13 protein-coding genes are annotated in these 11,723 nt (G+C 65.4%); 6 read left to right on the forward strand and 7 right to left on the reverse strand.

Annotated features, from left to right (window positions below; all coding sequences use genetic code 11):
* Both JOY90_RS29830 and JOY90_RS29835 read right to left on the reverse strand, forming a co-directional pair.
* On the reverse strand, nt 1–263 hold a 263-nt coding region (locus JOY90_RS29830; RefSeq protein WP_291694683.1), incomplete at its 3' end, for an AMP-binding protein.
* Nucleotides 264–272: 9 nt separating this feature from the next.
* Nucleotides 273–1,088 carry a crotonase/enoyl-CoA hydratase family protein gene (locus tag JOY90_RS29835; protein WP_291694684.1) on the reverse strand — a complete coding sequence of 272 codons (816 nt, stop codon included), beginning with the start codon at nt 1,086–1,088 and terminating at the stop codon, nt 273–275.
* Between the two features lie 104 nt (nt 1,089–1,192).
* Here JOY90_RS29835 and JOY90_RS29840 point away from each other — a divergent pair, with 104 nt between their 5' ends.
* From JOY90_RS29840 to JOY90_RS29850, 3 genes are all read left to right on the forward strand, one after another.
* Nucleotides 1,193–2,065, forward strand: a complete 873-nt coding sequence (locus JOY90_RS29840) for an SDR family oxidoreductase (RefSeq protein ID WP_291694685.1) — start codon at nt 1,193–1,195, stop codon at nt 2,063–2,065.
* 85 nt (nt 2,066–2,150) lie between these two features.
* The gene (locus tag JOY90_RS29845; protein ID WP_291694686.1) at nt 2,151–3,728 is read left to right on the forward strand and encodes a fatty acid--CoA ligase; all 1,578 of its coding nucleotides are present in this window, start codon (nt 2,151–2,153) and stop codon (nt 3,726–3,728) included.
* Between the two features lie 206 nt (nt 3,729–3,934).
* Nucleotides 3,935–4,744: an MHYT domain-containing protein gene (locus JOY90_RS29850; RefSeq protein WP_291694687.1), complete on the forward strand. Its 810-nt coding sequence runs from the start codon at nt 3,935–3,937 to the stop codon at nt 4,742–4,744.
* A 21-nt stretch (nt 4,745–4,765) separates the two neighbouring features.
* On the opposite strand, the gene JOY90_RS29855 is transcribed toward JOY90_RS29850, so the two are convergent.
* Both JOY90_RS29855 and JOY90_RS29860 read right to left on the reverse strand, forming a co-directional pair.
* The gene (locus tag JOY90_RS29855) at nt 4,766–5,242 is read right to left on the reverse strand and encodes a GFA family protein (protein ID WP_291694688.1); all 477 of its coding nucleotides are present in this window, start codon (nt 5,240–5,242) and stop codon (nt 4,766–4,768) included.
* An 11-nt stretch (nt 5,243–5,253) separates the two neighbouring features.
* Nucleotides 5,254–6,528: an acyl-CoA dehydrogenase family protein gene (locus tag JOY90_RS29860; protein WP_291694689.1), complete on the reverse strand. Its 1,275-nt coding sequence runs from the start codon at nt 6,526–6,528 to the stop codon at nt 5,254–5,256.
* 95 nt (nt 6,529–6,623) lie between these two features.
* Here JOY90_RS29860 and JOY90_RS29865 point away from each other — a divergent pair, with 95 nt between their 5' ends.
* Nucleotides 6,624–7,403, forward strand: coding sequence for an enoyl-CoA hydratase-related protein (locus tag JOY90_RS29865; protein ID WP_291694690.1), 780 nt, complete (start codon nt 6,624–6,626; stop codon nt 7,401–7,403).
* Between the two features lie 121 nt (nt 7,404–7,524).
* On the opposite strand, the gene JOY90_RS29870 is transcribed toward JOY90_RS29865, so the two are convergent.
* Genes JOY90_RS29870 through JOY90_RS29880 form a run of 3 tightly spaced genes read right to left on the reverse strand, consistent with a single transcriptional unit; the run spans nt 7,525 to nt 9,681 of the window.
* Entirely contained in the window at nt 7,525–7,905 is a 381-nt protein-coding gene (locus tag JOY90_RS29870) for a DUF6285 domain-containing protein (protein ID WP_291694691.1), read from the reverse strand.
* Between the two features lies 1 nt (nt 7,906).
* Nucleotides 7,907–8,893 carry a phosphotransferase family protein gene (locus tag JOY90_RS29875; RefSeq protein WP_291694692.1) on the reverse strand — a complete coding sequence of 329 codons (987 nt, stop codon included), beginning with the start codon at nt 8,891–8,893 and terminating at the stop codon, nt 7,907–7,909.
* On the reverse strand, nt 8,890–9,681 hold the full coding sequence (locus JOY90_RS29880; protein WP_291694693.1) for an enoyl-CoA hydratase/isomerase: 792 nt from the start codon (nt 9,679–9,681) through the stop codon (nt 8,890–8,892). The genes JOY90_RS29875 and JOY90_RS29880 overlap by 4 nt, the downstream gene beginning before the upstream one ends.
* Before the next feature lie 148 nt (nt 9,682–9,829).
* On the opposite strand from JOY90_RS29880, the gene JOY90_RS29885 reads away from it, so the two are divergent.
* Both JOY90_RS29885 and JOY90_RS29890 read left to right on the forward strand, forming a co-directional pair.
* Nucleotides 9,830–10,609 carry an SDR family NAD(P)-dependent oxidoreductase gene (locus JOY90_RS29885; protein WP_291694694.1) on the forward strand — a complete coding sequence of 260 codons (780 nt, stop codon included), beginning with the start codon at nt 9,830–9,832 and terminating at the stop codon, nt 10,607–10,609.
* Nucleotides 10,610–10,955: 346 nt separating this feature from the next.
* Entirely contained in the window at nt 10,956–11,567 is a 612-nt protein-coding gene (locus JOY90_RS29890) for a flavin reductase family protein (protein ID WP_291694695.1), read from the forward strand.
* Nucleotides 11,568–11,723: the final 156 nt, after the last annotated feature.

The following is an 11,723-nucleotide window of genomic DNA, read 5'->3' on the forward strand; positions in this document are numbered from 1 at the left end:
CCGGAATCCTTCAGGATGTAGTTGATCTCCTCCGGCTTGAAGTGCCAGTTCACCGGCACGCCATAGGCGCCGAGTCGCATCGCCGCATAAGCTGTCTCGATAAAGGCGATGTCGTTGCGCATCAGAATACAGACGCTGTCGCCCTGCCCGATGCCGAGGCGGTGGAGGCCGCCCGCGATCCGCGCGGCTCGATCGGCGACCTCCTCGTGGCTGCGCCGGCGCTCGCCCGAGATGATGCCGTGATAAAGGGAGGACGTTGGCATCGCGTCGGACTACCCCGCATCCGCGAAGCGCGGGGCGCGCTTCTCGATGTTGGCGGTCACCGCCTCGCGCTGGTTGGCGCTGCCGAGCAGCTTCTGCTGCTCGACGGATTCGGCGAGCAGCGCCGGCCCCGGATCGACCGACAATCCGTTCAGCATGCGCTTGGCAGCGCGGATCGCATCCGGGCTCTTGCCGGCGATCTCGCGCGCGACCTCGAAAGCCGCCGCGCGTGGATCGTCGCAGATCCGGGTGGCGAGGCCGTAACTCTGAGCCTCCTGGGCGGAGAAAATCCGCCCCGTGAAGGTCAATTCGCGCAGGATGTCGTCGCGTACCAGCGTGGCGAGGATGGGCGTGCCGGCCATGTCGGGCACCAGGCCCCATTTGACCTCCATGATCGACATCCGCGCATCGGGCGCGAGGAAACGGATGTCCGCCCCCAGCGCGAGCTGGAAGCCGCCGCCGAAGGCCACACCATGGACCGCCGCGATCACTGGCACCGGAAGCTGCCGCCAGCCCCACACCGCCTGTTGGGCGAAGTTCGCCTGCCCGTGCGTGCGCGCGGTCAGGTCGCGCTTCTCGGCACCGGGAATGCCGTGGCCGCCGCCCTCCTTCATGGCCGCGAATCGGCCCATGTCGAGGCCGGCGCAAAACGCCCGCCCCTCCCCCGACAATACTACCGCGCGCAGGCCCGTCTCGCGGCCAAGCCGCTCGGTCGCGGCCACCAGCGCCTCGAACATCGCAGCATCGAGCGCGTTCATCTTGTCCGCGCGCGCCAGCCGGACGTCGGCAATGCCGTCGGTGACCGATATCGACACGCGTTGTTCCATCAGCGCTCTCCCTGAGCTCTTATTCTTTGTTGCGGCTTTACAGAATGCCTTGATGAGGATTTAGTCAATCGACCAATTAACAGACATTGCTTTGAGGGGAAACGATGTTCAGGGACCAACTTCTCGCGGGACGGCGCATCCTGGTGACCGGCGGCGGCACCGGACTTGGCAAATCGATGGCCGGACGATTCCTCGCACTCGGGGCGGAGGTGCATATCTGCGGCCGCCGCAAGATCGTCTGCGACGAGACCGCGACCGAGCTGATGGACCTGTACGGCGGTCGCGTGACGAGCCACGGCGTCGACATCCGCAACGCGCAGGCGGTCGACGAGATGATCGACAACATCTTCCGCGAAGGTCCGCTCACCGACCTCATCAACAACGCCGCCGGCAATTTCATCTCGCGCACGGAGGAGCTGAGCCCGCGCGGCTTCGACGCCGTCGCCAACATCGTCATGCACGGCACCTTCTACGTGACTCACGCCGTCGGACGGCGCTGGATCGCGGCAAGGCTGCCGGGCAACGTGGTATCGATCACGGTGACCTGGGTGCGCAACGGCTCGCCCTATGTGGTGCCGTCGGCGATGAGCAAGTCGGCGATCCACGCCATGACCATGTCGCTTGCGACCGAATGGGGCAAACATGGCATCCGCCTCAACACCATCGCACCGGGCGAGATCCCGACAGAAGGCATGAGCAAGCGCATCAAGCCCGGCGACGAGGCCGGCGCACGCACCAAAGCGATGAATCCGATGGGCCGGGTCGGCACCATGGAGGAGCTGCAGAACCTCGCGGTGTTCCTGATCTCCGGCGGCTGCGACTGGATCAACGGCGAGACCATCGCGATGGATGGCGGCCAGGCGCTGGCGATGGGCGGCAACTTCTATCAGCTCCGCGACTGGACCGACCAGGACTGGACCACGGCGAAGGAATCGATCATGGCGCAGAACGAGAAGGACCGCGCGCAACGCGGATAAATCGCCGCATCCCCTGCCCGATATTGTCTTTGCAGGCGGATGCCGCCAAACTCCGCCCAACAACACAAATCAATTGGGGGGAAGCATGTCCGCATCTTTCGAGCCGGCCACCATTGCCGACATGGTCCGCGCGCGGGGCAAGGAACGCGGGGGCGCCATCGCCTTCGAATTCGAGGGACGCGCGACCAGCTTCGCCGGGCTCGACGTCAACACCAACCGCGTCGCCAATGGCCTGAAGGCCCTCGGCCTCGAGCATGGCGAACGCATCGCCTATCTCGGCAAGAACAGCGACAGCTATTTCGAGCTGCTGCTCGGGGCCATGAAAGCGGGCGTGGTGATGGCGCCGGTAAACTGGCGGCTCGCCGGTCCCGAGATCGCCTTCATCGTCGAGGACTGCAAGGCGCCCGTGCTGTTCGTCGGTCCCGAGCTGATCACGCAGGTGCGCAACATAAAATCGCAGATCCCTACCGTACGCACGATCATCACCGCCGAAGGCGGCGCTCCGGAATGGCAGGACTTCGCCGCCTGGCGCGACGCGCAACGCGCCGACGATCCCGGGATCGAGATCACGCCGAGGGATATCGCGATCCAGCTCTATACGTCCGGCACCACCGGCAAGCCGAAGGGCGCGATGCTGTCGCACGCCAACTTGCTCAACCTCTCCAATTCCGGCAACGCCGAGCGGCCCGACTGGAACAAATGGACCAGCGACGACGTCTCGCTGGTCGCGATGCCGGTCTTCCATATCGGCGGCTCGGGCTGGGGCGTGCTCGGCCTCTATCACGGCGCCAAGGGCGTGATCGCACGCGAGTTCGATCCGACCAGGGTGCTGGACTTCATCGAGCAATCGGGCATCACGAAACTGTTCATGGTGCCGGCAGCGATGCAGTTCGTGGTGCGCCAGCCGCGCGCGCGGCAGGTCGATTTTTCGCGGCTGAAATACATGCTGTACGGCGCCTCGCCGATCCCGGCCGCCCTCCTGAAGGAGTGCATCGAGGTCTTCAAATGCGGCTTCGTCCAGCTCTATGGCATGACCGAGACTACCGGCACCATCGTCGCGCTACCGCCGGAGGACCATGTCGAAGGGCTGGAGCGGATGCGCTCGGCCGGCAAAGCCCTGCCCGGTGTCGAGGTTGCAATCGTCGACGTCAACGGCAACCGCCTGCCGCCGGGCGAGGTCGGCGAGATCGTCACCCGCTCCGGCTCCAACATGACGGGCTACTGGAACCTTCCGGAGGCGACGCGCAAGACGCTCGACACCGATGGCTGGCTGCACACAGGCGATGCCGGCTACATGGACAACGACGGCTACATCTACATCCACGACCGCATAAAGGACATGATCATCTCGGGCGGCGAGAACATCTATCCGGCCGAGGTCGAGAGCGCGCTCTGCGACCACCCTGATGTGGCGGAGGCCGCGGTGATCGGCATCCCCGACGACAGATGGGGCGAGGCGGTGAAGGCCATCGTGGTGATGAAGCCGGGCAAGCTCGCCAGCGAGAGCGAGATCATCAATTTCACCCGCGAGCGGATCGCCGGCTTCAAGACACCCAAGACAGTCGATTTCATCGAGGCGTTGCCCCGCAATCCCTCGGGCAAGATCCTGCGACGGCATCTGCGTGAGCCCTACTGGGCGGGCAAAGACCGTCAGGTGAACTAAGGCCCTCGGGGGCCGCTGCAATTCTCGGGGGATTCGATCCTCCCGTTTCTGTAGATCTACGGAGATGGAGAGGCCCGAACGGCATCACGCTTCCCGTGCAATTCCGGTTCTGCGAAGCCGAGCCGGCCGACGCGGCCGGCGCCGCTAACCCAATCTTCGCAAAAACCGGATATCCGGGACGAACGCCTGAAATCGGGGCCATCGCCATGCGTGTGATCTCCTGCGTCGTCGCCGAACACAATCTGTGGCTGGTGCTGCTCGCCGCCGCCGTCTGCATTGCGGGCAGCCTCGTCACCATGAGGCTGCTCGGGCGCTCGCGCCGAAGCGAGGGCGTTCACCGGACGGGCTGGGTGCTGCAGACTTCCTCGGCGGCGGGCGCATCGGTGTGGTGCACCCATTTCGTTGCCGTGCTCGCCTATGATCCGCATGCACCGGTCTCGTTCGACGCGATCCTGACCATCGGATCGCTCGGCATCGCCGTTCTCGGCTTCATCGCCGGTTTCGCCATCGCCGCGAGCAGCACGCGGCCTTTGCCCACGGTCCTGTCCGGCGTCGTGGTCGGCCTCACCATCACGATCATGCACTATGTCGGGATGATCGCCTACCATGTCAGTGGCATCGTCGAATGGAACATGAATTATGTGGCGCTCTCGCTGGCGTTCTCGGTTGCGCTTTCGATCGCAGCCCTCTGCATGACCACGCGGGTCGACCGCTCCTCTTTCCAATATGCTGCCGTCGCGATTTTCGTGCTGGCGATCGTGTCGCTGCATTTCACCGGCATGGCGGCAGTCAGCGTCACCCCGCTCAGTACGGACACGACCAATGCGGTCGTCATCGAATCAATGGCCATCGCCATCGCCTTCGTCTCCCTGTTCATCATCGCTTCCGGGTTCGCAAGCCCGATAATCTCGGCCGATCCCGAAGCCGAGGACGGCTATCTGCAACCGATGGCGTTCACGGCCCCCTTTGCCGACCCACCGGCTCAGCCGCCCAAGCTTCGTCATCCACCGCATTGATTGGCGCCGGTCGATCGTCGATCAAGGTCTCGGCCTCGCCCGCTCGCGCATGATCCGGCGGCGCTCCTTGGCTTCGTCCGACCAGACTTGATTGAGATCATAGAACTCGGCGACCGCCTTGGCCCCCGGGGGCAGCGTCACCCAGGGCTGCCTGGAAGAAGTGAAGATGTGGATGTCGGGTGGGCACTGGTCCGGATCGTCCAGGGTGCCGACACGAACGAAGCGGACCGCAGGGCCGGCCTGCGGATAGTTGCTCCACAGCGCGACCTTGCAGACCGGGCAGCGGGCGATACGCTGTCCCTTGCCGCTGGCCGACGGCGTCAGGATGACCTCCGGCTCGGCTGCGACGTGCGCGACTCGATCCGCCTCATAGAGGGCGTTCAGCGCATGCGCGGTGCCGGTCTCGCGCTGGCACCAGCGACAGTGGCAGGCGTGAACGATCAACGGCTTGCCGGTCAGGCGATAGCGGACATGGCCGCAGGTGCATCCTCCCTCCATTCCAACGCTCCTCAATGCTTGTCCGCGCCCATATAGCCGAACAGGAATCCCGCCACCTTGCGCTTCTGGATTTCCTCGCTCCCCTCGGTGATGCGGTAGCGGCGGTGGTGACGGTAGATGTGCTCGAACGGCTTGTGCCGCGAATAGCCCATGCCGCCATGCACCTGCATGGCGCGGTCGGCGGCCTCGCAGCACAGCCGGTTCGCCCAGTAATTGCACATCGAGACCTTGTCGGAGAGCGTATGCTCGACCTGCACCTGGGTGAGCTGGTCCATCTCCCAGGCGGTCTTGCGGATCAGGAGCCGCAGCATCTCAGCCTGGGTCGCAAGCTCCACCAGCGGCCACTGGATCGCCTGGTTTTCGGCCAGCGCCTTGCCGAATGGTCTTCGTTCCCGCGCATATTTCACGCTCTCGTTGATGCAGTAGACGGCGGCGCCGAGCGAGCTCGCCGCCTGCCGGATTCGGTTCTCGTGCACGAAGCATTGCGCGAGCGACAGCCCGCGGCCGACCTCGCCGAACAGCGCATCTTCCGGCACGAATACGTCGGTGAAGCTGACGCGCGGATGGTCGGTCGGCATGTTGAAGGTCCACATGTACTGCTCAACCTTCACGCCGGCGCTCCTTGCCGGCACCAGGAAGCAGGTGATGCCGCGCGCGTCGCCATCATTGCCCGAGGTGCGGGCGAACAGCGCGCAATGGGTGGCGACATGCATGCCGGTGGTCCACATCTTCTCGCCGTTGATGCGCCAGCCCTTCACGTTGCCTGCCGTCGCCGGGACCGCCCTGGTTTCCATGTGGGTCGCATCCGAGCCGTGCTCGGGCTCGGTGAGGCCGAAGGTGATGCGGTATTTCCCGGTGAGCGAGCCCTCGATCATCGCTTTCTGCTCGTCGCTGCCGTAACGGTCGAGCATCGTCACCAGCGGCAGGTTGCCGACGATCGAATGCTCGTTCTGCAGATCGTTGTGCAGGCCGAGCCCCTGGGAGGCGAAATGCTCGCGGATCACCGCCATCCAGAGATTGGAGCCGTCCCTGCCGCCGTAGCGTTTCGGGATAGCAAAGCGCAAATGGCCAGCGGCATCGGCGAGATTCTTCGCCTTCCGTAAGAGCGCCTCCCATTCCGGCCGCGGCAGGCCGCCATTGTCAAAATCGGTGCGCGCCCATTCGCGGCGGTGGTCGAAAAATCGAATGTTGTCGTCGGCCTGCTCCAGCGGCTTGATCTCGCTGGCGATGAAGCGATCCAGCTCGTCTAGATAGGCGACCAAATCAGCCGGCAATGCAAAATCCACTGGCGTCATCTCCCCTGTTTGTCGTTTATCGTCGTTGGCAGGCGATCGGGCCGCGCCGGACCAGTTCCGCGCCGCAGAAAATCACGGGAGCAAACATGGACCTGAAATTCTCCAAAGTCACCCGCAAGGGACCGATCACGATCGTGACGCTGTCGCGGCCCGAAGTGTACAATGCGCTGCACATCGACGCGCATTTCGAATTGAACAAGGTGTTCGACGATTTCGCCGCCGATCCCGAGCAATGGGTCGCGATCGTCACCGGCGCCGGCGACAAGGCGTTCTGCGCCGGCAACGACCTGAAATGGCAGGCGGCGGGCGGCAAGCGCGGCTGGGACAAGGGCGGCTTCGGCGGGCTCACCACCCGCTTCGACTGCGACAAACCGATCATCGCCGCCGTCAACGGGGTGGCGATGGGCGGCGGCTTCGAGGTCGCGCTCGCCTGCGACCTCATCATCGCCTCCGACAATGCGACCTTCGCGCTGCCCGAGCCGCGCGTCGGCCTTGCCGCGCTCGCCGGCGGGCTGCAGCGATTGCCGCGGCAGATCGGGCTGAAGCGCGCAATGGGCATGATTCTGACCGCGCGCCATGTCTCCGCCAAGGAGGGTCTCGAGCTCGGTTTCGTCAACGAGGTTGTGCCGCAGGGCGAGTTGCTCGCCGCCGCCGAGCGCTGGGCGGAGACGATCTGCAAGAACTCGCCGATGTCGATCCGCGCCTCCAAGCAGGCGATCCGGATGGGCATGGAGATGCCGCTGGAACAGGCGATGAGCGAGCAGCGCGAGTTTCCCGCGGTGAAGGCGATGGCGGCGTCGCAGGATTATGTCGAGGGGCCGAAGGCGTTTTCCGAGAAACGTCCGCCGAAATGGGTCGGACGATAAATATCCGCTGTCGTTCCGGGGCGCCGCGCAGCGGCGAGCCCGGAATCCATGACCACCACCGTGAGCATGGATTGCGGGCTCTCGCTGCGCGAGCCCCGGAATGACGATGGATAGAGCGAAGCTAACCTCCATCTCTTCCCACTTCCCGCTTGTACGACGCGTAGTTCGGCTGATCGACCGCGAGCTTGGCCAGCGTGGTCTGCCAGAGGTGCACGGCCAGTCCAGGCGTCGCCAGATCGACCTCGCCGTTAGCGATCCGCTCGGCAAGCTCCTGGTTCAATTCGAACAGCGAGCCGGACCGACCGAGCAGGCCGGCAAGTCGCGCCGCCTCGGCGTCGTCACTGCCCTCCGCCAGCGTCAACTGCCGTGTCACGAGATCGAGGATGTTGATCGCCACGCGCAGCTTGAAGGCGCTGTGGCCCTTGATGACGGGCGTGATCTCGTTCCGCAGGAAATCGGCAACCGCCTTGGTCAGCTCGATCGGTGTCGGCTCGTCCTGCATTTCAATCTCCTCGCGAGGCCAATAGCCGCAACAGGTCGATCTCCGTCTCCGAAGCGCGGCGGCCGATCATGGCGCGCTCCATCGAATGATCGGGGCTGGTCCGGAAGCGCTGCATCATGCCGCAGCACATCACGCCCCAGCGCAGCGTCCCCATCACCTCGAAGAATTTCACGCGTGCGGGGTCGGCGCGCCGGCCCGCCTCGGCATAGCCTGCGAACAGCTCCTCGCGCGCGCCAAAACCGCCGACCGGCTTGTCGATCTCGCCAAAGCGCCAGGAATTGACGCAGATCCAGCCGAGGTCCTCCATGGGATCGCCGAGATGGGCGATCTCCCAATCGAGCACGGCGCGCACGCCATCGGCGCCAATAATGAGATTGCCGTGGCGGAAATCGCCATGCACCAACGTCACTTCTGGCGGCGGCCCCGGATCGTGCGCCGCAAGCCAGCGCAGCGCCAGTTCGAACACCGGGCGCGGCCAGTCGAAACTGCGGTACTCGTGTTCGAGCTGGGCGATCTCGGTCGCCGCATTCATCTCGCGCAGCGCCGGCAGCTTTGCCCGCGGCAGGCCGTGAATGCCGGCCGCCACCTTACCGAGCTGCCGCGCCAGAAGCGGCCGCACCTTGACGAACTCTTCGTCGCGCAAAATCTTGCGCGCGATGGTCTCGCCTTCGACCCGCGCCATGACGAAACCGCGTCCGAGCCCCTCCTCCGGCTTCAGCACGTGCAGCACGCGCGGCGACGGCAGGCCGGCGTCGTAGGCGAGCTGCATCAGCGTGGCTTCGGCCTCCAGGCCTGCCGCACGACCGGGCGCCGCGCCAAAACCCTGCGGCGCTCGGCGAAGGATGGCACCGATCGGGCCGGCCGGGTGCATGATGTCGAACGACCAGGTCTCCTGGCTTGCCCCGCCCGACAGTTTTGCCGCACCCGTGACACCGGTCGCGCCCGGACACCAGGCGGCAACGCAGCGTGAGAGTTCCTGCTCGATCATTTGCCCTTGAATTGCGCCGGCCGCTTCTCCAGGAACGCGGTGACGCCCTCCTTGAAATCCTCCGTCGAGCCGGCGATGCGCTGCGACTGGTATTCGAGATCGAGCTGGTCCTCGAAGGAATTATCCGGGCTGTCCCAATAGAGTTTTCGGATCAGCGCCAGCGCGACCGTCGGCCCACTGGCGAGCTCGCGCGCGAGCTTCATCGCCTCCTCCATCAGCGCGCCGTCGTCATGGACGCGATTGATCAGGCCCCATTCCAGCGCCTTCTCCGCCGGCAGCCGCTCGCCCATCAGCGACAACTCGATCGCCCGCGCCTTGCCGACCAGGCGCGGCATCAGCCAGGTCGAGCCGCAATCCGGCACCAGGCCGATGCGGCGGAACGCCTGCAGAAAATAGGCCGAGCGCGCGGCGAGGATCATGTCGCCCATCAGCGCGAAGCTCATGCCGGCACCCGCGGCTGGCCCGTTCACCGCTGACACGATCGGGCAATGCAGGTTGCGTAGCTGCCGCAGGAACGGATGGAAGCCGGTCTCCAACGCCGCGCCCGCATTGCTGCGGCCCGGCTTCTGCTGGTTGCGGCCTTGCAGATTGGCGCCGGTGCAGAAGGCGCGGCCGGCGCCGGTCAGGACCAGGCAGCGCACCTCGGCCTCTTTCTCCTCGATGGTGTCGAGCGCCTCGGTAAGCCCGCCCAGCATGTCCATGGAGACCGCGTTCATGACCTCCTGGTGGTCGAGCTTGAGGACCGCGACCGGCCCGTCGAGCTCGAGCGTGCAGTGCTTGAATTGCATGGTTTCCTCTCTGCCTCGTTGCGGCGACGCGCCGGGTCTTCCCTGGACGTCATATTTGATTTTTGCGGCGCGCTTGTCCATGCTCGATCGCGGAACAAACCCTCCACGCGTGGCTGATGCGCGTCATACCAACATGGGAAACGCACACATGGACCTCTTCGATCTTTCCGGCCGCGTCGCGGTCGTCACCGGCGGCAATGGCGGTATCGGGCTTGGCATCGCGCAGGCTCTTGCGTTGAGTGGCTGCAACGTCTCGATCTGGGGCCGCAACGCCGGCAAGAACGCCGCCGCCGCGGCAACCATGGCCAAGGGTCCCGGCAAGGTCGACCTTCGCGTCTGCGACGTCAGCTCTCCCCAGTCGGTCAACGAGGTCATGAAGGCCGTGCTCGATACCTTCGGCCGCGTCGACGGCTGCTTTGCCAATGCCGGCATCGGCGGCGGCGGACGCAAACCGTTCATCGAGCGCAGCGAGGATGAATGGCGCAAGATGTTCGCGACCAATCTCGACGGTGTGTTCCACGCGTTCCAGGCCGCGGCGCGCCACATGACCGAGCGCGCGCAAGGCGGCGATCCGTTCGGCCGGCTGGTCGCGACCTCGAGCCTCGCCTCGCTGTTCGGCACCGCGCGCAACGAGCACTATGCGGCGACCAAGGCCGCGATCAACGCGCTGTGCCGGGCGCTCGCGGTCGAGCTCGCGCGCTACGGCGTCACCGCCAATGCGATCCTCCCGGGCTGGATCCGGAGCGACATGACCGCGCGGGTGCTGGCGGACGAGAAGTTCGTCAATGCGGTGATGCCGCGGATTCCCGTACGCCGCTTCGGCGAGCCCAGTGATTTCGGCGGCATCGCCGTGTACTTGATGAGCAAGGCCTCGTCCTATCATACCGCCGACTGTTTTGTCATTGACGGCGGCTACACGGCGTTCTGAGCGGCGAGCACGAGCGAGACGACGCGGGGCCGCCTCGTCACATTCGACGTCTCAAGCAGCATTCGCTGTCATCGCCCGGCTTGACCGGGCGTTCAGCATTCCAGAGACAGTCGTGCGTGAGCCGACAGGCGGCGTGCTGGATCGCCCGGTCGAGCTGGGCGATGGCGGTTGAGGTTGTTGGCTCGATCGAACGTGCGTTCGCTTTCCCGCAGCGCCCAGCGGCATAACGCCTTCGCCGCCGACCTGCCCCGCGCCACTGCCCCTTTATTGCCGGCCCGCCCCCGATTAGGCTTCGCGCCGCCGCGCGAGCAAGCGGCACGACCCCGCCAAACAGGAATGCAGCAAAATGGAATACTCCCCGGACGATCTTGCACCTCGCGAGCGTTACAAGGTGCTGGCGTCATTCGTCTTGCCGCGGCCGATCGCCTGGGTGACGACCATCGGCCCCACCGGGGTCGTCAATGCCGCGCCCTACAGCTTCTTCAACGTGTTCTGCGAGGACCCGCCGATCTGCATGTTCGCCGCCAACCGCACGCCCGACGGCCGCGAGAAGGATACGCTCATCAACATCCGCCGCACCGGCGAGTTCGTGGTCAACCTGACCGACGAGCCGCTGGCGCGCGCGATGCACGAATCCAGCGGCGACTTCCCGCCCGAGATCGGCGAGCCCGACTATCTCGGGCTGAAGCTTGAGCCCTCGACCAAGATCGCGGTGCCCAGGCTCGCCGACACGCCCTGGGCGATGGAGTGCAAGGTCTGGAAGATGATCGCCGTCGACCACCGCGAGCTCATCATGGGCGAAGGCATCAATTTTTACATCCGTGACGACCTCTGGGACCGCGAGGCGATGCGCGTGCACATGGAGCGCTACCACCCGATCGGTCGCATGTTCGCCGATCGCTATTGCCGCACCGACGACCGGCTGGTGTTTCCGGCTGCCGAAGGCGCAAAAGCGTAAGGGGTTGGCAAGGGCGCACTGGCTCTGTGCCCACCAAGACGGTGGGCACGTTTCGCTTGGACCACCCTGCCCCGACCGAATGTTACTGCGGCTTCTTCACCGCCGGGCCGCTCTTGTTGCCGGGCAGGCCCTTGACGTTGGCTGCGTCCTGGTCCT

The sequence above is a fragment of the Bradyrhizobium sp. genome (genome assembly GCF_019242285.1).
In the GTDB taxonomy this organism is placed as follows: domain Bacteria; phylum Pseudomonadota; class Alphaproteobacteria; order Rhizobiales; family Xanthobacteraceae; genus Bradyrhizobium.

Coding starts and splice junctions, on each gene's coding strand:
- JOY90_RS29835 (WP_291694684.1), bottom strand. CDS start 1,088: ATGGAACAACGCGTGTCGATATCGGTCACCGACGGCATTGCCGACGTC.
- JOY90_RS29840 (WP_291694685.1), top strand. CDS start 1,193: ATGTTCAGGGACCAACTTCTCGCGGGACGGCGCATCCTGGTGACCGGC.
- JOY90_RS29845 (WP_291694686.1), top strand. CDS start 2,151: ATGTCCGCATCTTTCGAGCCGGCCACCATTGCCGACATGGTCCGCGCG.
- JOY90_RS29850 (WP_291694687.1), top strand. CDS start 3,935: ATGCGTGTGATCTCCTGCGTCGTCGCCGAACACAATCTGTGGCTGGTG.
- JOY90_RS29855 (WP_291694688.1), bottom strand. CDS start 5,242: ATGGAGGGAGGATGCACCTGCGGCCATGTCCGCTATCGCCTGACCGGC.
- JOY90_RS29865 (WP_291694690.1), top strand. CDS start 6,624: ATGGACCTGAAATTCTCCAAAGTCACCCGCAAGGGACCGATCACGATC.
- JOY90_RS29870 (WP_291694691.1), bottom strand. CDS start 7,905: ATGCAGGACGAGCCGACACCGATCGAGCTGACCAAGGCGGTTGCCGAT.
- JOY90_RS29875 (WP_291694692.1), bottom strand. CDS start 8,893: ATGATCGAGCAGGAACTCTCACGCTGCGTTGCCGCCTGGTGTCCGGGC.
- JOY90_RS29880 (WP_291694693.1), bottom strand. CDS start 9,681: ATGCAATTCAAGCACTGCACGCTCGAGCTCGACGGGCCGGTCGCGGTC.
- JOY90_RS29885 (WP_291694694.1), top strand. CDS start 9,830: ATGGACCTCTTCGATCTTTCCGGCCGCGTCGCGGTCGTCACCGGCGGC.
- JOY90_RS29890 (WP_291694695.1), top strand. CDS start 10,956: ATGGAATACTCCCCGGACGATCTTGCACCTCGCGAGCGTTACAAGGTG.